Below are 18,445 nucleotides of genomic sequence, written 5' to 3'. Positions count from 1 at the left end.
AAGTTACCCTGTCTGTCCCAAGTTTGGCTGCTCACGTTTAGCCGGTCTGGTCCCGGCCTCCCCCGCGCCGGTCCCGGGCCCCCTTGAGATGGGGGCGCGGCGGCGCGCCGACAATAGAGCGCGCCGCACCGTCGCGGCAACCCTTTCGGGCGGACTGCCAAAGCCATCAAGGCTTTGTAACATAACGGCGACTGGGCTAGAATCCGGGTCAGCAGGAGGCAAGCATGCTGTTGTACGGCTATTTCCGGTCCTCGGCCGCCTATCGGGTCAGGATCGCGCTCAATCTCAAGGGCCTCTCCTACGATCAGACCTTTGTCCACCTTGCCAAGCTGGAACAGCTGTCCGCCGCCTTTGCCGCGATCAACCCGCAGAAGCTGCTGCCGGTGCTGGTGACCGATGCCGGTGCTTCGCTGACCCAGTCGCTGGCGATCATCGAATATCTCGAGGAAATCCAGCCAGACCCGCCGCTGCTGCCCAAAGATCCGCTCGGCCGGGCCCGGGTGCGTGCCCTGGCGCTGGCGGTGGCCTGCGAAATCCATCCGCTCAACAATCCGCGCGTGCTGCGCTACCTGACCGGCACGCTGGGCGTCAGCGAGGCGCAGAAAGACACCTGGTATCGGCACTGGGTGGAAGAGGGGTTGGAGGCGGTGGAGGCGATGCTGACCGCCAGTCCGCAGACCGGCCGCTTCTGCCATGGCGATACGCCGACGCTGGCCGATCTCTGCCTGGTGCCGCAGGTGGCCAACGGTCGCCGTTTCAAGGCCGATCTCTCGCGCTGCCCCACCGTAGTGCGGATCGATGCTGCCTGCCAGGCGCTCGAGGCTTTTGCCAGTGCATCGCCGGCCAAGCAGCCGGATGCCGAATAAGCCGATGGGGCGCCGCGTCGCCGCTGTCGCGCTGCTGGTGCTGCTGTTGGCCGTTCCGGCGGCCTGGGCCCAGAATACGGGAGCCCAGAGCCCTGCAGGCCTGCTGCGGATCGGCACCGGCGGCCAGAGCGGCACCTATTTTCCGATCGGCAATCTGATCGCCCGCGCAGTCAGCGAGACCCCGCTGGGGGCCGGCTGCGCGGCAGCGGATGCGCGCGATGGCCGTTGCGGCCTGCCCGGCGTGGTGGCCGTGGCGCAGACCTCCAATGGGTCGGTCGCCAATGTCGCCGCACTGCAGAATGGCGAGATCGAGATGGCGCTGGTGCAGGCCGATGTCGCTGACTGGGCCTATAACGGCAAGGAGATCTTTGCCGGCAAACCGCCGCAGGACCGCCTGCGCTTTGTCGCCCATCTGTATTCGGAAGCCATGCATGTGGTGACGCGCCGCGCGGCCAGGATCAACGCCCTTGCCGGTCTGCGTGGCCGCACGGTGGCGATGGACGAGCCCGGCTCGGGCACCCTGGTGCATGTGCGCAACCTGCTGCGCGTCTACAGCCTGTCCGAATCCGACCTGAAACCGGTCTATATCAAGCCGGACCTGGCCCTGCCGCGTCTGCAGGCCGACCAGCTGGACGTCTTCTTCATCGTTGCCGGCTGGCCGACGCGTGCCGTCAGCGATGCGCTGGCCGGCGGCCAGGCCAGTCTGCTCGGCATCGATGCCGAGGCGGCCAACCGGCTGATCCGGCAAAATCCCTTCCTCAGCTATGGCAGCATCCCGGCCAACGCCTATCCGGGTCAGCCCGCCGTAACGACACTGATGGTGGGCGCCCAGCTCGCCGTGCGCGCCGACCTGCCCGACGATCTGATCTTTGCCATGCTGGAGGCGATGTGGGGCCCGCGCGGCGGTGCGATCCTGGCCGGCGGGCATCCGCGCGGCAGCGATATCCGCTTCGATGCGGCCCTGACCGGCCGCAGCATTCCCCTGCATCCCGGTGCCGAGCGCTTTTATCGCGCGCGCGGCCTGATTACGAACTGAGATCGCGCATCGCCATGCTGGGGCGCCGCCAGATCACCATCGCCATCGTCCTGATCGTTCTGGGCGCATTCGGCGTCGCGCTCTATGTCCAGAATACGCTCAGCTCGGTGGCACGTGATCTGCCGGTGACGCTGCTGGACCAGGAACGTGATGCGGAAACCATGATCCGCGAGATCGCCAACCTGGCCTGGGCGATCGAGGCCTGGCAGCGGGAACCGCAGGGCAGTGGCAAGACACGGGTGGCGGCGCATCTGATCTCGGCGCGGGCTCGCGCCGATGCGCTGCGCGCGAACTACAATTTCGACAACATGGTGGGCGCGGCCGGCATGCATGCCGTCGCCAGTCCGGCGCTGCAGGATCTGGGGCGCTGGCTGGATGAAGGTGTGCCGGGGCAGGCGGCCGGTTCGCCAGCGGTGATCGCGTTGATGCTGTCACGCGCGCGCGATGCCGAATTGCGCTTGATTGCGCTGCTGGAGCAATCGCGCGACACGGCGCGTGACATGCTGCAGACCCAGGAAAACCGGCTCGACCGTTTCGCCAATGGCGTCGGCCTGCTGACCGCCTTCGCCGCCATGCTGGTGATCGGCCTGATCCTGCTGCTGTTCCGCGAGCGCCGGGTGGTGGAACTGAAGGAGCAGGCCGAACTCTCGGCGCTGGCCGCCAAGCGGTCGGCGGAGGAGGCCAATCGCGCCAAGTCGGAATTCCTCGCCAATATGAGCCATGAGCTGCGCACGCCGCTGAATGCGATCATCGGCTTCTCGTCGATCATCCGCAACGAGATGCTGGGCGCGGTGAACATCGCGCGCTATCGCGAATATGCCGGCGACATCCATTCCAGCGGCGAGCATCTGCTGGCCATCATCAATGACATCCTCGACCTGTCCAAAGTGGAGGCCGGCAAGTATGAACTGGCCGAGCAGGACTTCGATGCCGACGAGATCATGACGGCGGCCGTGCGCCTGGTGCGTGAAAAGATCGAACGCAGCCATGTCCAGCTGCAGATGCGACCGCGGGCCGGCCTGGTTCAGCTGCATGCCGACCGTCGCGCCCTGCTGCAGGTGCTGATCAACCTGCTGGCCAATGCGGTGAAGTTCACCGAAGAGGGCAGCATCGTGCTGGCCGGTGAAAGCACCGAGGGCGGCGGCTTCGCCTACAGTGTGACCGATACCGGCATCGGCATGACCGCAGCGCAGATCAAGATCGCACTGCAGCCCTTCGGCCAGATCCAGAATGCGCTGACCCGTGCACAACCGGGCACCGGGCTTGGCCTGCCGCTCAGCGACCGCATGGTGCGCCTGCATGGCGGCTGGCTGGAGATTCAGAGCACGCCGGGCCAGGGTACGCGCGTCAGCGTGCATCTGCCGCCGTCACGCGTCATCGCAGGCTTCCAGACTGCCGGCAACTGAGCGTTTCAACCACCCAGTGCGGTGATGGCTGCGGGCAGGTCGGCGAAATGGTCGATTAGGCGATCGCCGCCCAGCTGGTGCGGCGCGATCTGGGTATAACCGAAGCTGACCACCACGCAGGGCAGGCCGGCGGCTTTCGCCGCATTCACGTCATTGGCGGAATCGCCCACCATGGCGGCCCAGTCGAATGCCGGCCCGAGCCGTTCCAGTGTGCCATGGAGATGGCCGGGGTCGGGCTTGCGCATGGCCAGGCTGTCGCCGCCGACCACGGCACCGAAGAAATCGCTGAGGCCAAGCTGGTCGAGCAGGCTGCGGCTCAGCCCTTCCGGCTTGTTGGTGCAGACCGCCAGCGCATAGTCGCGCTCGGCCAGCGCAGCCAGACAGCTGACCACGCCGGGAAACGGCCGGCTGGTGCTGGCCAGATGGCGACCGTAATAGATCAGGAAATCATTGAACGCCGTTTCAAACAGGTCCGGCTCCGGCATGCCGCCGCTGGCCCGGAACCCTTTTTCCAGCAGGGCGCGCGCGCCATCGCCCACCATGCTGCGCACCGCATCCAGGCCGATGGCCGGCCGGCCGGCGCGGTCCAGCGCATAATCGGTGGCAGCCGCCAGATCGGGCGCCGTATCCACCAGAGTGCCATCGAGATCGAAGAGAATTGCCTTGCGAGTCATGGTGTTACAATTCGAAAGACCCTGAAACAGACGGAAAGACGATTTGATTTCCGTTGCCTATCACGGCTATGACACTGTCCGCCCGCGTAAATGCGGCGAATCGGGTTTTTTGTACACGGAACCGAAGCATGGCGAAACGGCCATCCAAGACGCGAGCATTGGCCGTGGTGATTCTGGCCGCCGGCCAGGGCACGCGGATGAAGTCGACACTGCCCAAGGTGCTGCACCCGGTGGCGGGGCAGGCGATGCTGCGCCATGTGCTGAACGCGGCCGCCGCGCTGCGGCCCGACCGCGTCGTGGTGGTGACCGGCAAGGGCCAGCACGATGTCGCTGCTGCTGTGGCGCCGGCGACGGTGGCGATCCAGCATCCGGCGCGCGGCACCGGTCATGCGGTGATGGCAGCATTGCCGGCGCTGAAGGGATTCAGCGGCGACGTGCTGGTGCTGTATGGCGATACGCCGCTGCTGACCGCCGATCTGCTGAAAAGCCTGCTCGCCGCCCGCCGCGCCAAAGCCGATCCGGCCGCGGTGATCGTCGGCTTCCGCCCGGTCGATCCGGCCGCCTATGGCCGCCTGATCGTCAATGCCAAGACAGGCGCGCTGCAGAAGATTGTCGAATTCAAGAATGCCAGCGCCGATGAACGTGCGGTGCGCCTGTGCAATGCCGGGCTGATGGCCTTCGATGGCGCACGACTGCCGGTGCTGCTGAAAAAACTCTCTGACAAAAACCCGCAGGGCGAATTCCTGCTCACCGATACGGTCGAGCATGCCAATGCCAAAGGCTGGACCTGCCGCGTGGTCGAGGCCGATCCGGTCGAGGTGATGGGCATCAACACGCGCGGTGAACTCAGCATTGCCGAAGCGGCGATGCAGCAGCGCCTGCGCGCCGCCGCGATGGCTGCCGGCGTCACCATGACGGCGCCGGAGACGGTGTATCTGCGCAGCGATACAAAGCTGGGCCGCGATGTTACCATCGAGCCCTTCGTGGTGTTCGGCCCGAAGGTGAGCGTGGCCGACGATGTGGTGATCCGCAGCCACAGCCATATTGAGGGCGCGACGATTGCCAAAGGCGCCACGATCGGCCCGTTCGCGCGGCTGCGGCCCGGCGCGACGATCGCCGAGGGCGCCCATATCGGCAATTTCGTCGAGGTGAAGAATGCCAGCATCGAGCCGGGCGCCAAGGTCAATCACCTGACCTATATCGGCGATGCCCGCGTGGGCGCGAAGGCCAATATCGGCGCCGGCACCATCACCTGCAATTACGACGGCTTCGACAAGCATCACACCGATATCGGCGCGGGCGCCTTCATCGGCTCGAATTCAGCCCTCGTCGCCCCGGTGAAGATCGGCGATGGCGCCATGGTGGCGGCGGGCAGCGTGATCACCCGCGACGTGCCGGCCGATGCGCTCAGCGTCGCGCGCGGCCGCCAGGAAGACAAGCCCGGCGTCGCCGCCGTGTTCCGCCGGCGCAAGACCGCCGCCCGCAATAAGAAGTAGGAGTATCGCGTATGTGTGGAATTGTCGGCGTGATCGGAACGCGCGATGTGGTGCCATTGCTGGTCGATGGCTTGAAGCGGCTGGAATATCGCGGCTATGATTCCGCCGGCGTGGCGACGCTGGTGAAAGACGGCACCATCCAGCGGCGCCGCGCCGAAGGCAAGTTGGTCAACCTGGAAGCGCGCCTGCAGGAACAGCCGCTGCAGGGCCTGATCGGCATCGCCCATACGCGTTGGGCCACCCATGGCGTGCCCAACGAGGCCAATGCGCATCCGCATGCCACCGAGCGCGTCGCGCTGGTGCATAACGGCATCATCGAGAATTACCGCGAGTTGGGCGACGAGCTGATCGCCAAGGGCCATACATTCCAGAGCCAGACCGATACCGAAGTGGCGCTGCGGCTGATCGACCAGTGCCTGATCGAGGGGCTTGGGCCGGAAGAAGCCGTGAAGCAGACGCTGGGCCGTCTGCGCGGCGCCTTTGCGCTCGCCATCCTGTTCCATGGCAAGGATGACCTGCTGATCGGCGCCCGCCGCAACGTGCCGCTGGCAGTCGGGTTCGGCAATGGCGAGATGTATCTGGGCTCGGATGCGCTGTCGCTGGCGCCGCTGACCGACCGGATCGCCTATCTGGAAGAGGGCGACTGGGTGGTGCTGAGCCGCGGTTCCGCGCAGTTCTACGATGCCGAGAACAAGGCGGTGGAGCGTATCGTGCGGCCGACGGCGATCAGCGGTGCGATGATCGGCAAGGGCAACTACCGCCACTACATGCTGAAGGAAATCTACGAGCAGCCGGCGGTGATGGGCGATACCATCAACACCGTGGTCAGCCCGACCGATCGCTGGGTGCATCTGCCCGACCTGGGAATCGATCTCGCCAAGTTCAGCCGCATCACCATCGTCGCCTGCGGCACCTCGTATTACTCGGGCCTGGTGGCGAAATACTGGCTCGAACGCTATGCCCGCATCGGCGTCGAGGTCGATGTGGCGTCGGAATTCCGCTATCGCGAGGCGCCGGTCGATCCCAACGGCCTCTCCATCTTCATCTCGCAGTCGGGCGAGACCGCCGATACGCTGGCGGCCATGCGCTATGTGAAGGCCAATGGCGGCCGCACGCTGGCGATTGTCAACGTGCCGCAGAGCAGCATGGCGCGCGAGGCCGATGGCGTGCTGCCGACCAAGGCGGGCCCTGAGATCGGCGTCGCCTCCACCAAGGCGTTTACCTGCCAGCTGGTGACGCTGGCGGCGTTCAGCCTGGCGGTGGCGCGCGCGCGCAAGGCCCTGAGCGAAGAGGAAAGCGCGCGGCTGATGGCGGCTCTGATCGAGGTGCCGGCGCATGCCGCCGAAGTGCTCAACCATGACGAGGAATTGCAGGCACTCGCCGAGAAGATCATGGATGCGCGCGACGTGCTGTATATCGGCCGCGGTCCGTGCTTCCCGCTGGCGCTGGAAGGCGCGCTCAAACTGAAGGAAATCTCCTATATCCATGCCGAAGGCTATGCCGCCGGCGAGCTGAAGCATGGGCCGATTGCGCTGATCGACGAACAGGTGCCGGTGATCGTGATCGCGCCGAGCGACAGCCTGTTCGAGAAAACCATCTCCAACATGCAGGAGGTGATGGCGCGGGGCGGCAAGGTGATCTTCATGTCGGACAAGGCGGGGCTGGCGCATGTGGACGAGCGCACCTTTGCCACCGTCGTGCTGCCGCAGGTGGAGCCCTTCGTGGCGCCGATCCTCTATGCCATCCCGGTCCAGCTGCTGGCCTATCATGTCGCCGTGCTGAAGGGCACCGATGTGGACCAGCCGCGCAACCTCGCCAAGTCGGTGACCGTAGAATGAGTGTTGTCGAGCGCGGCCTGCTGCCGTTCAAGGTGAGCATCTGTGGTGTCGCCGAACTGGAGCAGTTCGCCGGCGACGTGACGCATATTCTGGGCATCCTCGATCCCGGTACGCCGGAACCTGATGGCTATGTGCATCATCCCAAGGCCCTGCGCGACGAATTCCGCTTCTACGATATCGTGACCGAGCAGGATGGTCGCAGCATGCCGACGGAGCATGACATGGCCGCCATCCTGAAGGTGGGTGAGAGGCTGGCGGCCCAGCCGGTGCGCCATCTGCTGGTGCATTGCTATGCCGGCGTGTCGCGCTCGACGGCTTCGGCCGTCGCCCTGATGGCCCAGCGCAATCCGGGCCGGGCGGCCGATATCTTTGCCGCCCTGGGCGATATTCGCCCCAAGGCCTGGCCCAATTCGGTGATGATCGGCCATGCCGACCGCCTGCTGAACCTGGGCGGCACGCTTGTCGAAGCGCTCCGGCTGCACCACATTGCCGTGGCCCATCGCCATCCCGAGGTCCGGACCTTGATCTCCAGCGTCGGTCGTGGGCATGAATTGCCTGCGGAATATGCTGCGGAAGGATCCGACCCGAATGAGCCCGTATGATTTCGACCTCTTTGTAATCGGCGGCGGCTCGGGCGGCGTGCGCGCCGGCCGTATTTCGGGGGGGTATGGCGCGAAGGTCGGCGTGGCCGAGGAATACCGCTATGGCGGCACCTGCGTGATCCGCGGCTGCGTGCCGAAGAAGCTGCTGGTCTACGGCTCGGAATATGCCCATGCCTTTGAAGAGGCCGCCGGCTTCGGCTGGACGCTGGGTGAGCCCAGCTTCGACTGGGCGAAGATGATTGCCGCCAAGGACATCGAGATCGGCCGCCTGGAAAAGATCTATCGTGGCCTGTTCGAGAATGCCGGCGCCAAGACCTTCGACGGTCGCGCGACGCTGAAAGACGCGCATACCGTCTTGATCAACGATAAGACCGTGACGGCCGACAAGATTCTGATCGCCAGCGGCGGCCATCCGGTCAAGCCGGCTATTCCCGGCGCCGAGCTGATGCTCACCTCGAACGAGGTGTTCCATCTCAAGGAGCAGCCGAAGCGCATCGCCATTCTCGGCGGCGGCTATATCGCGCTGGAATTCGCCGGCATCTTCAACGGCTTTGGTTCGGCCGTGACCGTGCTCTATCGCGGCGAGCAGATTCTGCGCGGCTTCGATGACGATATCCGCAACCATCTGGCCGGCGAACTGGTCAAGACCGGCATCGACCTCAAGCTGAAGACCGATGTGACCAAGGTCGAGAAAAAAGGTGCGGCGCTGCTGCTGCATCTGACCGATGGCTCGACCCTGGAGGTCGATGCCGTGATGGCGGCGACCGGCCGCAAACCGAATACCGACGGTCTGGGCCTTGAAGCAGTCGGCGTCAAAACCGATGCCGCCGGCGCCGTGGTGGTGAATGAGTATTCGCGCACCAGCGTGGAGAATATCTACGCGGTGGGCGATGTGACCAACCGCATCAATCTCACACCTGTCGCGATCCGCGAAGGCCATTGCTTCGCCGATACCGTGTTCGGCAACAAGCCGCGCTCGCCCGATCATGCGGATGTGCCGGCGGCCGTGTTCAGCCAGCCGCCGGTCGGCACCGTGGGCCTGAGCGAGGCGGATGCACGCAAAAAGTATGGCGAGGTCGATATCTACCGCACCAGCTTCAAGCCGCTGCGCGCCACCGTATCGGGCGGGCAGGAGCGCGTGATGATGAAGCTGGTGGTGGATGCGAAAACCGACCGCGTGGTCGGCGCCCATATGGTTGGAGCAGAAGCCGGCGAAATCCTGCAGGGCATTGCCATCGCCATCAAGGCCGGTGCGACGAAGGCCGATTTCGATGCCACAGTGGGCATCCATCCGACGGCGGCGGAGGAATTCGTCACCATGCGCGAGAAGGTCAAAGCTTGACGCAGGCGCAGCCGCGCGCGGATGCCCGGATCACCTTGATCCTGGGTGGCGCGCGTTCGGGCAAGTCGCGGTTGGCGGAACAGCTGGCGCAAAAGCGGGATGGCCGGCTGGTCTATATCGCCACCGCCGAAGCCTGGGATGACGAGATGCGGACGCGCATCGCCGAGCACAAGGCGCGCCGCAATGACCGCTGGCACAATATCGAAGCGCCGGTGGCCGTGGCCGAAGTGCTGCAGGCCTTGCCGCCTGAAACCGGCGCGGTGCTGGTCGACTGCCTGACGCTGTGGCTGTCGAATCTCATGCATGCCGGGCGCGACCTGGCCGCCGAGACCGCAGGCCTGCTGACCGCGCTGAACGCCGCCAGGTTCCCCGTCCTGCTGGTGTCGAATGAAGTGGGGCTGGGCATCGTGCCCGACAACAAGCTGGCGCGCGATTTCCGCGATGCCCAGGGCCGGCTCAACCAGGCGGTGGCGGCGGCTGCCGATCACGCGATTTTCATGGCTGCGGGCCTGCCGCTTGTGCTGAAGTAAGCGCCGCATGAAGCAAGCGCGCAGCCTGATGTTCCAGGGCACCGGCTCCGATGTCGGCAAGTCGGTCCTCTGCGCCGGCGTGATCCGCGCGCTGGTGCGGCGCGGCCACCGCGTGCTGCCATTCAAGCCGCAGAACATGTCGAACAATGCCGCCGTCACTGCCGATGGCGGCGAGATCGGCCGCGCCCAGGCCCTGCAGGCGCGCGCCGCTAATGTGCCGACCAGCGTGCATATGAATCCCGTGCTGCTGAAGCCGCAGGGCGACCGCACTAGCCAGATCGTGGTGCAGGGCAAAATCTATGCGCAGTCGGATGCGCGCGGCTATCTGGCGAAGAAGGCCGAGCTGTGGCCCTTCGTGGCCGAAAGCTTCGGCAAGCTGAAAGCCGATGCGGATTTCGTCATCGTCGAGGGCGCGGGCTCGCCGGCCGAAATCAACCTGCGCGCCAACGACATTGCCAATATGGGCTTTGCCACCCGCGCCGCTGTGCCGGTGGTGCTGGTGGGCGATATCGACCGCGGCGGGGTGATCGCTTCGCTGGTCGGCACGGCCGCCCTGCTGGAGCCGGAAGAGCTGGCGATGGTGGCCGGCTATGTGATCAACAAATTCCGCGGCGATGCATCGCTGTTCGATGACGGCCTGAAGATCATCACCCAGCGCACCGGCTGGCAGAGTTTCGGCGTGCTGCCGCATCTGCCCGAGGTGGCCCGCCTGCCGGCGGAGGATGCTCTCGGGCTGGACAAGCCCAACAGCAGCAGCGGCGAGATCGTCATCGCCATCCCGCGGCTGGCCCATATCGCCAATTTCGACGATTTCGATCCGCTGCGGCAGGATGCCAGCGTGCGGCTGGTCTTCGTCAATCCGGGCCAGCCGCTGCCGGCCGAAGCGGCGCTGGTGATCCTGCCGGGCTCGAAAGCCACCATCGCCGATCTGAAATTTTTCCGCGCGCAGGGCTGGGATGTCGATCTGGCGGCGCATCTGCGCCGCGGTGGCCGCGTGCTGGGCATCTGCGGCGGCTACCAGATGCTGGGGCGCAGTATCAGCGATCCCAACGGCATCGAGGGTCCGGCCGAAGCGGTCGAGGGGCTTGGCCTGCTGGCGGTGGATACCGTGCTGACCAAAGCCAAGACCCTGACCCAGGTGCAGGGCTTCGAGCGCTTCACCGGCGAGCTGGTGCAGGGTTACGAGATGCATGTCGGCAGCACCGCCGGTGCTGACGCGGCGCGCCCCTTCCTGCGCCTGCAGAGCCGCCATGACGGCGCGGTATCGGCCGATGGCCGTGTGGCCGGCTGCTACCTGCATGGCCTGTTCAGCGCCGATGCATTTCGGGCGGCATTCCTGTCGAACCTGAGTGGCCGCGATATCGCCGCCGGCAGCTACGAGGCCGGGGTGGACAATGCACTGGATGCCCTGGCTGATGGCATCGAGCGGTATCTCGACATGGAAGCCCTGATCAAGGCAGCGCGATAGCCGCCAGCAGCGCGGTGCCGAACAGCAGCAGCCCGGCGACGGCATAGAGCTTCAGCGCGCGGCGGATATCGCTGGCCGTTGCTTCACTGCTGCCATCGCCCATCCAGTGATCCTCGACCCAGCCCTCGGCATAACGGCGCGGCCCGGCGAGCTTCAGGCCCAGCGCGCCGGCCATGGCGGCTTCGGGCCAGCCGGCATTGGGCGAGCGATGCCTGCCGGCATCGCGTTCGACGGAGGCGAAGGCAGTGCCGGCCGAAGCGCCCGGCAGGACTGCTGCCGCCAGCACCAGCAGCAGGGCCGACAGCCGCGAGGCCGGCAGGTTGACCAGATCATCCAGCCGCGCCGCCGCCCAGCCGTAATCGCGGTGCCGCTCGCTCTTGTGGCCGATCATGCTGTCGGCGGTGTTGATCGCCTTGTAGAGCGCGATGCCGGGCAGGCCGCCGATGGCCAGCCAGAAAGCCGGGGCCACCACGCCATCGGAAAAATTCTCCGCCAGGCTTTCGATGGCGGCGCGGCAGATGCCTGGCTCATCCAGGCTTTGCGGATCGCGGCCGACAATCATGGAGACCGCCGCGCGGCCGCCATCGAGTCCACCCTGTTCCAGGCCGCGCGCCACGGCGATCACGTGGTCCCAGAGGCTGCGCTGGGCCAGCAGGCTGGCGGCCAGCACGGCCTCCACGATCCAGCCATCGCCGGGCAACAGGGCATGAATGACGCTGCGGATCAGGCTGGCGGCATACCAGACCGCCACCAGCAGCACGATCAGGCCGATGATGCCGCCCAGCCGGCGCTGCCAGCCGCGCCAAGCCGGCCGGTTCAGATGCCGCTCCAGCACGCCGATCAGCGCGCCGATCCACACCACGGGATGGCGAATGGCGCGAAACAGCGGCTGCGGCCAGCCGAGCGCGGCCTCCACGCCAAGCGCGACAACAAGGAGCCAGAGGTTGATCGCAGCCGGGTACACCGTAAGATCGCCACCGATGAAACAGGATTCCACCATGGCGGCGGCAGCGCCGGTTCGTCAACCAGTGCAGACGGTTGCGCATGGCGGCGATCTCAGCGGCCTGCGGGCCGCATATGCCGGCGACTGGCTCGATCTCAGCACCGGCATCAACCCGGTGGCCTATCCGGTACCGCCGCTGACGGCCGAGGCCTGGACGCGCCTGCCGGGCGCCGAGGAACTGGCGATGCTGTTGGAGGCCGCGCGACAGGCCTATGGTGCACCGGTCGAGGCCGGCATCGTGGCCGTGCCCGGCACCCAGGCGGCGATCCAGCTGCTGCCGCGCCTCTCAGCCAAAAGCCGTATCACCATCCTGGGCCCGACCTATGCCGAACATGCCCATGTCTGGCGCGCTGCCGGCCACGATGTCACGGAACTCGACAGCCTGCCGGGCAACCTGAATGGCATCGATGTGCTGCTGGCGGTCAATCCCAACAATCCCGATGGCCGCACGCTGGGCCTGCCGCTGCTGCGGCGCTGGCATGCCGAACTGAGCACTCGCGGCGGCTGGCTGATCCTGGACGAAGCCTTTGCCGATGTGGTGCCGGAAGCATCGCTGGACATGGATGCCGGCAAACCCGGCCTGGTGATCCTGCGCAGCTTCGGAAAGTTTTTCGGTCTTGCCGGCCTGCGGCTGGGTTTCGTGCTGGGGCCGCCGGCGCTGACCGATGCGATCGCCGCGGCGCTCGGGCCCTGGGCGGTGAATGGCCCGGCGCTGGAGATCGGTACGGCAGCGCTCAGAGACACTGCGTGGCAAACCGCGATGCGCGATGAGCTGCGGGTGCGCAGCCGGCGGTTCGATCAGGCGATGCGCGACCGCGGCATCCATGTGCTGGGCGGTACACCGCTGTTCCGGCTGGCCAAGATCAATGATGCGGCGGGTTTCGCCCTGGCCCTGCGCGGGCAGGGGATTCACACGCGGATTTTCGAGGCGCAGCCGCAGTGGATGCGTTTCGGCCTGCCGGCCGATGAAGCGGAATTCTGGCGCCGCCTCGATCTGGTGCTGAAGGGTTTCAGCCTCTAGCTGGCCTGATTGCGGAGCAGCGTGCGCTTGTACAGCAGGCTGGCGGCGATGACGAAAACACTGACCAGCGCAATCAGCAGCGTGGAGATCGCATTGATCTCAGGCGAGACGCCGAGCCGCACCGCGCTGTAGACCCGCACCGGTAATGTAGTGGCGCCGGGGCCGTTGACGAACGAGGCCAGCACCACGTCGTCCAATGACAGCGTAAACGCCAGCAGCCAGCCCGAGACCAGCGCCGGCGCCAGCGCTGGCACGGTGACCAGCAGGAAGGCCTGCACCGGGCCGGCACCGAGGTCGCGCGCAGCGGCTTCGAGATCGGGGTCGATGCTGACCAGCTTGGCCTGCACGATCACCAGCACGAAGGCGGCACCGAAGGTGGCATGGGCGAGCATCACCGTGGTCAGTCCGCGTTCGATATCCAGTGACACGAACAGCAGCAAAGTGGCGACGCCGAGGATCACTTCCGGCAACACCATCGGCGCCAGCATCAGGCCGGCAAACACCTGCCGGCCGGGAAAGCGGCCCAGCCGGGTGAGCGCCAGCGCGCCGAGTGTTCCCAGCAGTGTTGCCAGTGTTGCCGCGACGGCGCCGATCTGCAGCGAATGCAGCGCGGCTTCGAGATAGGCCGGACTGGAAAACAGCACGCCATACCAGTGCAGCGAAAAGCCGCCCCAGACGGTGACCAGCTTGGAGGCGTTGAACGAGAACACCACCACCAGCAGGATCGGCAGGTAGAGGAAGGCGAGGCCAACGGCCAGCGCTGCGAGATTGAGGCGGCTCAACCTGTTCATCGGCTGGCCTTGCCCAGTTCAAGCCGCTGCAGCGCCATCGCCGGCAGCAACAGCAGCAGCGTCAGCAGCACGGCCAGGGCGCTGGCCATCGGCCAGTCGCGGTTGGAGAAGAATTCGGTCCATAGCGTCTGGCCCAGCATCACGGTGGCCGAACCGCCGAGCAGGTCAGGGATGACGAATTCGCCGACCATCGGGATGAACACCATCAGGCCGGCCGCGAGGATGCCGGGGCGGGCCAGCGGGATGGTGACCAGCCAGAAGGCCTGCAGCGGCGTGGCGCCGAGATCGATGGCGGCCTCGGTGAGCTTGGGCGACTGGCCGGCCAGGCTGGCATAGATCGGCAGGATGGCAAACGGCAGGTAGCTGTAGGTCATGCCCAGCACCACGCCGAAACCGGTATTCACCAGCACCAGCGGCGTATCGATCACGCCGAGGCCGAGCAGGGCGGCATTGATCAAGCCCTCGGGTTTGAGCAGTGCGATCCAGGCATAGACGCGGATCAGGAACGAGGTCCAGAAGGGCAGGATGATGAGGGTAAGCAGCACGGGCTGCCAGCCCTTCGGTGCCTGCGTCACCGCCCGCGCAATGGCGAGGCCGAGCACCAGGCAGCATAGCGTCGCCAGCCCGGCGAACAGCAGGCTGTTGCCCAGGGCGCGGGCATAGAGGCCGTCTTCCATCAGCAGGGCATAGTTGCCGGTCTGCGCCATCATCGCGCCATTGTCGAACAGCGGGGTGAATGGCGGCTGGGCCAGCAGCGGTTCGGCAAAGCTGATCTTGAGGATCAGCAGCAGCGGCACCACGACGAACACCGCCGCCCACAGTAACGGCAGGGAGAGCAGGCCCATGCGCCGCATCGTCATGTCGCTTCGGCCCGCAGCGGCACCAGCGCATCCGCGTCCCAGGTGAGCCAGACCTGCTGGTCGAGTTCCAGCAGCGGTTCATGCAGGGCGTTGAGCTGCGAGGCTTTCAGGATCTGGCCGTCATCCAGCCGCACGGCAATCCCGGTCATGTCGCCGATATAGTCGATATCGGTGATGATGCCGCAGGCCGTGTTGGGGGCAGGCGGCAGCGGGTCGCGCGAAATCTCGATCTGCTCCAGCCGCAGCGCCAGTTCCTGCCGGCCGTTTCGGGTGGGGCGGTCGGTATCGGCGCTGTAATGCAGCAGCAGGGTGCCGCTACGCGCCGCCACCAGGCCACCGCTGCCGCTTTCGACGGCGGCGTTGAACAGGTTGGTGTCGCACATCAGGTTGGCGACGAAACGGTCGATCGGCCGGTCGTAGATGCGGCGCGGCGCGTCGATCTGGCGGAAACGGCCGTGCTGCATCACGGCGATGCGGTCGGCCAGCGCCATCGCTTCGTCGTTGTCGTGGGTGACGAAGACGAAGGTGATGCCGGTCTGCCGGTTCAGCTTGCGCAACTCGGCCTGGGTCTGCTGGCGCAGCCGCTTGTCCAGCGCGCCGAGCGGCTCGTCCAGCAGCAGCATGCGGGGACGCTTCACCAGCGCGCGCGCCAGGGCCACGCGCTGCTGCTGGCCGCCCGACAACTGGTGCGGCTTGCGGGTGGCGAAGGCGGTGATCTCCAGCATCGCCATCGCCTCGCTGGTGCGGGTGGCGATCTCGGCCGCCGCCAGCCCTTCGCGGCGCAGGCCAAAGGCGATGTTGTCGCGCACATTCAAATGCGGGAACAGCGCATAGGACTGGAACATCATGTTGACCGGCCGCTGATGCGCCGGCAGAGCGGTGATGTCGCGGCCATCGAGCAGGATCGTGCCGCTGTCCGGCGCTTCCAGCCCGGCGATCATGCGCAGCAACGTGGACTTGCCGCAGCCCGAGGGGCCGAGCAACACTAGGGATTCGCCCTCCTCGACACTGAGGTCGAGCGAGTCTACCGCGGGTTCGGCGCCATAGGATTTGCTGACGCCGGCAAGCTGAAGCAATGGCACGATCTAGTTGCCGCCCTTGATGCGGGTCCAGGCGCGGGTGAGCAGGCGCTGCTCGGCCTGGTTGGACGGGATCACGGTGTAGAGGGTCTTGATCGTCTCGGCACCGGGGAACACATCCTTGTCTGCCATGGCCTCTTTCGAGACCAGCGTCAGCGAGTCCGGCACCGCATTGGGATACTGCACGTTGTTGGTGATCTTGGCGATCACCTTGGGCTGCAGGATGTAGTTGATGAAGACATGCGCATTGTCGGCATTGGGCGCATCGGCCGGGATCACCATCACGTCGAACCACTGCTGGGCGCCTTCGCGGGGCAGCAGATACTGCACGCGCACGCCTTTTTTCGCCTCTTCGGCGCGGGTGCGGGCCTGCAGGATATCGCCCGAGAAGCCATAGGCCAGGCAGGCATCGCCATTGGCGAGATCGTTGATGTATTGCGAGGAGTGGAACTTGCGGATGAAGGGGCGCACCTTCATCAGCACGGCTTCGGCCTTGGCAATGCTGGCGGCATCCTTGGCGTTGGGATCGAGGCCAAGATATTTCAGCGCCGCCGGAATGATTTCATCCGGTGCATCCAGCATGACGATGCCGCAATCAGCGAATTTCGCCGCCAGCTCGGGATCGAACAGCATCTTCAGCGAATAGGCCGGCGGATTGGCCATGCGCTGCCTGATCTTGTCGGGGTTGAGCCCAATGCCGCTGGTGCCCCAGAGGTAGATCGCGGCATGCTGGTTATTGGGGTCGTATTTCGCCAGCCGTTCCATCAGCGCCGGATCGAGGTTCTTGAAATTCGGCAGCTTGGCCTTGTCGAGCGGACGCAGCAGTTTCGCCTGTACCTGGCGCGCCATGTAGTATTGCGTCGGCACCACCACGTCATAACCGCTCTTGCCGGCCAGCAGCTTGGCTTCCAGCGTGTCGTTGGAGTCATAGACGTCGTAACGCACCTTGATGCCGGTCTCGGCTTCGAAATCCTTCAGCACCTGCGGGTCGATATAGTCCGACCAGTTGTAGACGTTGACCACCTTGGGCTGGGCCTGGGCCGGCGCCCCGAGGGTGAGGCTGGCCAGCAGGGCGGCGAACAGCATGGGGGCGAGCAGGGGGAGGCGGGTCAGGCGCATGCGAGTCTCCAGTGGGTTGCCGGATTATGACAATCCGCGATTTGCCCGGCAACGCCGTCGATGGGATGGTCCACAGCTGTGGATTGTCATGGAAGCTTCATCTCTGTCTCCGACTTATCCCCAGCCTGTCATCGCCCCGTCACCGAATCGCGATGAAATCGGGACTCGGTGATTCGGCCCCCGGCGGGGCCAGGGAGGAAGAACCGGCATGCGTATCCTGATCGTTTCCGATGCATGGCACCCGCAGGTCAACGGCGTGGTGCGGACCCTGACCAAGACCCGGGAGGTGCTGGAAAAGCGCGGCCATGTGGTCGAGGTGATCGGGCCCGGTGAGTTCCGCCGCATCCCGTGCCCGACCTATCCGGAAATCGAGCTGGCGATCCTGCCTTACCGCAAGCTGGTGCGGATGATCGAGAGCTTCGCTCCCGATGCGATCCATATCGCCACCGAGGGTCCGCTGGGCATGGCGGCGCGCAAATACTGCAAGCGCAACGGCCTGATCTTCACCACCGCCTATCACACCAAATTTCCCGAATATGTGCATGAGCGCAGCGGCCTGCCGCTCAGCTGGAGCTATGCCTTCATGCGCTGGTTCCATAATGGTGGCGCCGGCGTCATGGTGGCGACCGACAGCTTGGCGAAAAGCCTGACCGAGCATGGCTTCAAGAACCTGCGCACCTGGTCGCGCGGCGTCGATGTGGAGCGGTTCAAGCCGCGGCCGAAGGACATTCTCGACCTGCCGCGGCCGATCTATCTCTATGCCGGCCGCGTCGTGGTCGACAAGAATATCGAGGCCTTCCTCAAGCTGAAACTCGATGGCACCAAGCTGGTGGTCGGCATCGGCCCCGATCTGGAAGGCTATCGCGCCAAGTATCCTGAAGCGGTGTTTGCCGGCTATCTCGAGAACGGCCATCTCGCCAGCTATTTCTCCGCCGCCGATGTGTTCGTCTTCCCCAGCCTGACCGACACGTTTGGCCTGGTGCTGCTGGAGGCACTGGCATCCGGTGTGCCGGTCGCCGCCTATCCGGTGACCGGTCCGATCGACATCGTCGGTCCGCATCCCGAAGTCGGCCATCTGGATGCGGATCTGGCCGTTGCCATCCGCGGGGCTTTGGGCAAATCGGCCGAAGCCTGCCGCGACCTGGCCCTGCAGTATTCCTGGGAGGCCTGCACCGACCAGTTCCTGCGCAACCTGGCGCCGCTGCGCCAGCCGCTGGCACAGGCTGCGACGGCACCGAAGGCGGCCTGATTGGTTCAGTGGTCCTGCGGCTTGCGGGGGGCGGCGTCCCCCCGCTAGGGTTTGCAACTCATATA

The 18,445-nt window shown here is 65.8% G+C and carries 17 protein-coding genes; 11 read left to right on the top strand and 6 right to left on the bottom strand.

The genetic code is table 11. From position 1 onward, the window contains the following. The first annotated feature begins 224 nt into the window (after window positions 1–224). The 3 genes from maiA to AAG821_RS06245 are packed head-to-tail and all read left to right on the top strand — an operon-like array spanning window position 225 to window position 3,308. On the top strand, window positions 225–866 hold the full coding sequence (gene maiA, locus AAG821_RS06255) for a maleylacetoacetate isomerase (RefSeq protein ID WP_341912767.1): 642 nt from the start codon (window positions 225–227) through the stop codon (window positions 864–866). Continuing rightward, window positions 856–1,902 carry a TAXI family TRAP transporter solute-binding subunit gene (locus tag AAG821_RS06250; RefSeq protein WP_341916234.1) on the top strand — a complete coding sequence of 349 codons (1,047 nt, stop codon included), beginning with the start codon at window positions 856–858 and terminating at the stop codon, window positions 1,900–1,902. Before maiA ends, AAG821_RS06250 begins: the two co-directional genes overlap by 11 nt. Before the next feature lie 14 nt (window positions 1,903–1,916). Next, window positions 1,917–3,308, top strand: coding sequence for an ATP-binding protein (locus AAG821_RS06245; RefSeq protein ID WP_341912763.1), 1,392 nt, complete (start codon window positions 1,917–1,919; stop codon window positions 3,306–3,308). Between the two features lie 5 nt (window positions 3,309–3,313). Here AAG821_RS06245 and gph read toward each other — a convergent pair whose 3' ends face one another. Further along, window positions 3,314–3,982, bottom strand: a complete 669-nt coding sequence (gene gph / locus AAG821_RS06240) for a phosphoglycolate phosphatase (protein ID WP_341912762.1) — start codon at window positions 3,980–3,982, stop codon at window positions 3,314–3,316. A gap of 128 nt (window positions 3,983–4,110) precedes the next feature. Here gph and glmU point away from each other — a divergent pair, with 128 nt between their 5' ends. From glmU to AAG821_RS06210, 6 genes are read left to right on the top strand one after another with little or no spacing between them, the layout of a single operon-like run. Further along, on the top strand, window positions 4,111–5,478 hold the full coding sequence (glmU, locus tag AAG821_RS06235) for a bifunctional UDP-N-acetylglucosamine diphosphorylase/glucosamine-1-phosphate N-acetyltransferase GlmU (RefSeq protein ID WP_341912761.1): 1,368 nt from the start codon (window positions 4,111–4,113) through the stop codon (window positions 5,476–5,478). Window positions 5,479–5,489: 11 nt separating this feature from the next. Next, a complete protein-coding gene (gene glmS / locus AAG821_RS06230) occupies window positions 5,490–7,316 on the top strand; it encodes a glutamine--fructose-6-phosphate transaminase (isomerizing) (protein ID WP_341912760.1) in 1,827 nt (608 codons plus the stop codon). Continuing rightward, window positions 7,313–7,918 (top strand): protein-tyrosine-phosphatase, encoded by a 606-nt coding sequence (locus AAG821_RS06225; RefSeq protein WP_341912759.1) that lies wholly within the window; start codon window positions 7,313–7,315, stop codon window positions 7,916–7,918. Before glmS ends, AAG821_RS06225 begins: the two co-directional genes overlap by 4 nt. Continuing rightward, the gene (gene gor, locus AAG821_RS06220; RefSeq protein ID WP_341912757.1) at window positions 7,905–9,260 is read left to right on the top strand and encodes a glutathione-disulfide reductase; all 1,356 of its coding nucleotides are present in this window, start codon (window positions 7,905–7,907) and stop codon (window positions 9,258–9,260) included. The genes AAG821_RS06225 and gor overlap by 14 nt, the downstream gene beginning before the upstream one ends. After that, on the top strand, window positions 9,257–9,790 hold the full coding sequence (gene cobU, locus AAG821_RS06215; protein ID WP_341912755.1) for a bifunctional adenosylcobinamide kinase/adenosylcobinamide-phosphate guanylyltransferase: 534 nt from the start codon (window positions 9,257–9,259) through the stop codon (window positions 9,788–9,790). The genes gor and cobU overlap by 4 nt, the downstream gene beginning before the upstream one ends. Before the next feature lie 7 nt (window positions 9,791–9,797). After that, window positions 9,798–11,258 carry a cobyric acid synthase gene (locus tag AAG821_RS06210; RefSeq protein WP_341912754.1) on the top strand — a complete coding sequence of 487 codons (1,461 nt, stop codon included), beginning with the start codon at window positions 9,798–9,800 and terminating at the stop codon, window positions 11,256–11,258. Here the strand turns inward: AAG821_RS06210 and cbiB are convergent. Beyond that, window positions 11,242–12,258, bottom strand: coding sequence for an adenosylcobinamide-phosphate synthase CbiB (cbiB, locus tag AAG821_RS06205; protein WP_341912752.1), 1,017 nt, complete (start codon window positions 12,256–12,258; stop codon window positions 11,242–11,244). The two genes, AAG821_RS06210 and cbiB, sit on opposite strands and share 17 nt — an antisense overlap. Between cbiB and cobD the strand changes: the two genes are divergently transcribed. Continuing rightward, a complete protein-coding gene (gene cobD, locus AAG821_RS06200) occupies window positions 12,239–13,282 on the top strand; it encodes a threonine-phosphate decarboxylase CobD (protein WP_341912750.1) in 1,044 nt (347 codons plus the stop codon). The two genes, cbiB and cobD, sit on opposite strands and share 20 nt — an antisense overlap. On the opposite strand, the gene AAG821_RS06195 is transcribed toward cobD, so the two are convergent. From AAG821_RS06195 to AAG821_RS06180, 4 genes are read right to left on the bottom strand one after another with little or no spacing between them, the layout of a single operon-like run. Then, complete coding sequence (locus AAG821_RS06195; RefSeq protein WP_341912749.1) at window positions 13,279–14,073, bottom strand: ABC transporter permease; 795 nt, start codon at window positions 14,071–14,073, stop codon at window positions 13,279–13,281. The two genes, cobD and AAG821_RS06195, sit on opposite strands and share 4 nt — an antisense overlap. Then, window positions 14,070–14,933 (bottom strand): ABC transporter permease, encoded by an 864-nt coding sequence (locus AAG821_RS06190; RefSeq protein ID WP_341912747.1) that lies wholly within the window; start codon window positions 14,931–14,933, stop codon window positions 14,070–14,072. The genes AAG821_RS06195 and AAG821_RS06190 overlap by 4 nt, the downstream gene beginning before the upstream one ends. Beyond that, window positions 14,930–16,015 (bottom strand): ABC transporter ATP-binding protein, encoded by a 1,086-nt coding sequence (locus AAG821_RS06185; RefSeq protein WP_341912745.1) that lies wholly within the window; start codon window positions 16,013–16,015, stop codon window positions 14,930–14,932. The genes AAG821_RS06190 and AAG821_RS06185 overlap by 4 nt, the downstream gene beginning before the upstream one ends. A gap of 3 nt (window positions 16,016–16,018) precedes the next feature. After that, entirely contained in the window at window positions 16,019–17,131 is a 1,113-nt protein-coding gene (locus AAG821_RS06180) for a polyamine ABC transporter substrate-binding protein (protein WP_341912743.1), read from the bottom strand. A 208-nt stretch (window positions 17,132–17,339) separates the two neighbouring features. On the opposite strand from AAG821_RS06180, the gene AAG821_RS06175 reads away from it, so the two are divergent. Then, entirely contained in the window at window positions 17,340–18,380 is a 1,041-nt protein-coding gene (locus AAG821_RS06175; RefSeq protein ID WP_341912741.1) for a glycosyltransferase family 1 protein, read from the top strand. Window positions 18,381–18,445: the final 65 nt, after the last annotated feature.

Origin of the sequence: Ferrovibrio terrae (assembly GCF_943372915.1) — a bacterium.
In the GTDB taxonomy this organism is placed as follows: Bacteria; Pseudomonadota; Alphaproteobacteria; order Ferrovibrionales; family Ferrovibrionaceae; genus Ferrovibrio; species Ferrovibrio terrae_A.
The sequence above is the reverse complement of the archived record's forward strand: the minus strand, read 5'-3'. Positions and strand labels throughout refer to the sequence as shown.

What these genes read in the sequence shown, in the direction of transcription:
- maiA (WP_341912767.1), top strand. Translation starts at nt 225, where the DNA reads ATGCTGTTGTACGGCTATTTCCGGTCCTCGGCCGCCTATCGGGTCAGG.
- AAG821_RS06250 (WP_341916234.1), top strand. Translation starts at nt 856, where the DNA reads ATGCCGAATAAGCCGATGGGGCGCCGCGTCGCCGCTGTCGCGCTGCTG.
- AAG821_RS06245 (WP_341912763.1), top strand. Translation starts at nt 1,917, where the DNA reads ATGCTGGGGCGCCGCCAGATCACCATCGCCATCGTCCTGATCGTTCTG.
- gph (WP_341912762.1), bottom strand. Translation starts at nt 3,982, where the DNA reads ATGACTCGCAAGGCAATTCTCTTCGATCTCGATGGCACTCTGGTGGAT.
- glmU (WP_341912761.1), top strand. Translation starts at nt 4,111, where the DNA reads ATGGCGAAACGGCCATCCAAGACGCGAGCATTGGCCGTGGTGATTCTG.
- glmS (WP_341912760.1), top strand. Translation starts at nt 5,490, where the DNA reads ATGTGTGGAATTGTCGGCGTGATCGGAACGCGCGATGTGGTGCCATTG.
- AAG821_RS06225 (WP_341912759.1), top strand. Translation starts at nt 7,313, where the DNA reads ATGAGTGTTGTCGAGCGCGGCCTGCTGCCGTTCAAGGTGAGCATCTGT.
- gor (WP_341912757.1), top strand. Translation starts at nt 7,905, where the DNA reads ATGAGCCCGTATGATTTCGACCTCTTTGTAATCGGCGGCGGCTCGGGC.
- AAG821_RS06210 (WP_341912754.1), top strand. Translation starts at nt 9,798, where the DNA reads ATGAAGCAAGCGCGCAGCCTGATGTTCCAGGGCACCGGCTCCGATGTC.
- cobD (WP_341912750.1), top strand. Translation starts at nt 12,239, where the DNA reads ATGAAACAGGATTCCACCATGGCGGCGGCAGCGCCGGTTCGTCAACCA.
- cbiB (WP_341912752.1), bottom strand. Translation starts at nt 12,258, where the DNA reads ATGGTGGAATCCTGTTTCATCGGTGGCGATCTTACGGTGTACCCGGCT.
- AAG821_RS06195 (WP_341912749.1), bottom strand. Translation starts at nt 14,073, where the DNA reads ATGAACAGGTTGAGCCGCCTCAATCTCGCAGCGCTGGCCGTTGGCCTC.
- AAG821_RS06190 (WP_341912747.1), bottom strand. Translation starts at nt 14,933, where the DNA reads ATGACGATGCGGCGCATGGGCCTGCTCTCCCTGCCGTTACTGTGGGCG.
- AAG821_RS06180 (WP_341912743.1), bottom strand. Translation starts at nt 17,131, where the DNA reads ATGCGCCTGACCCGCCTCCCCCTGCTCGCCCCCATGCTGTTCGCCGCC.
- AAG821_RS06175 (WP_341912741.1), top strand. Translation starts at nt 17,340, where the DNA reads ATGCGTATCCTGATCGTTTCCGATGCATGGCACCCGCAGGTCAACGGC.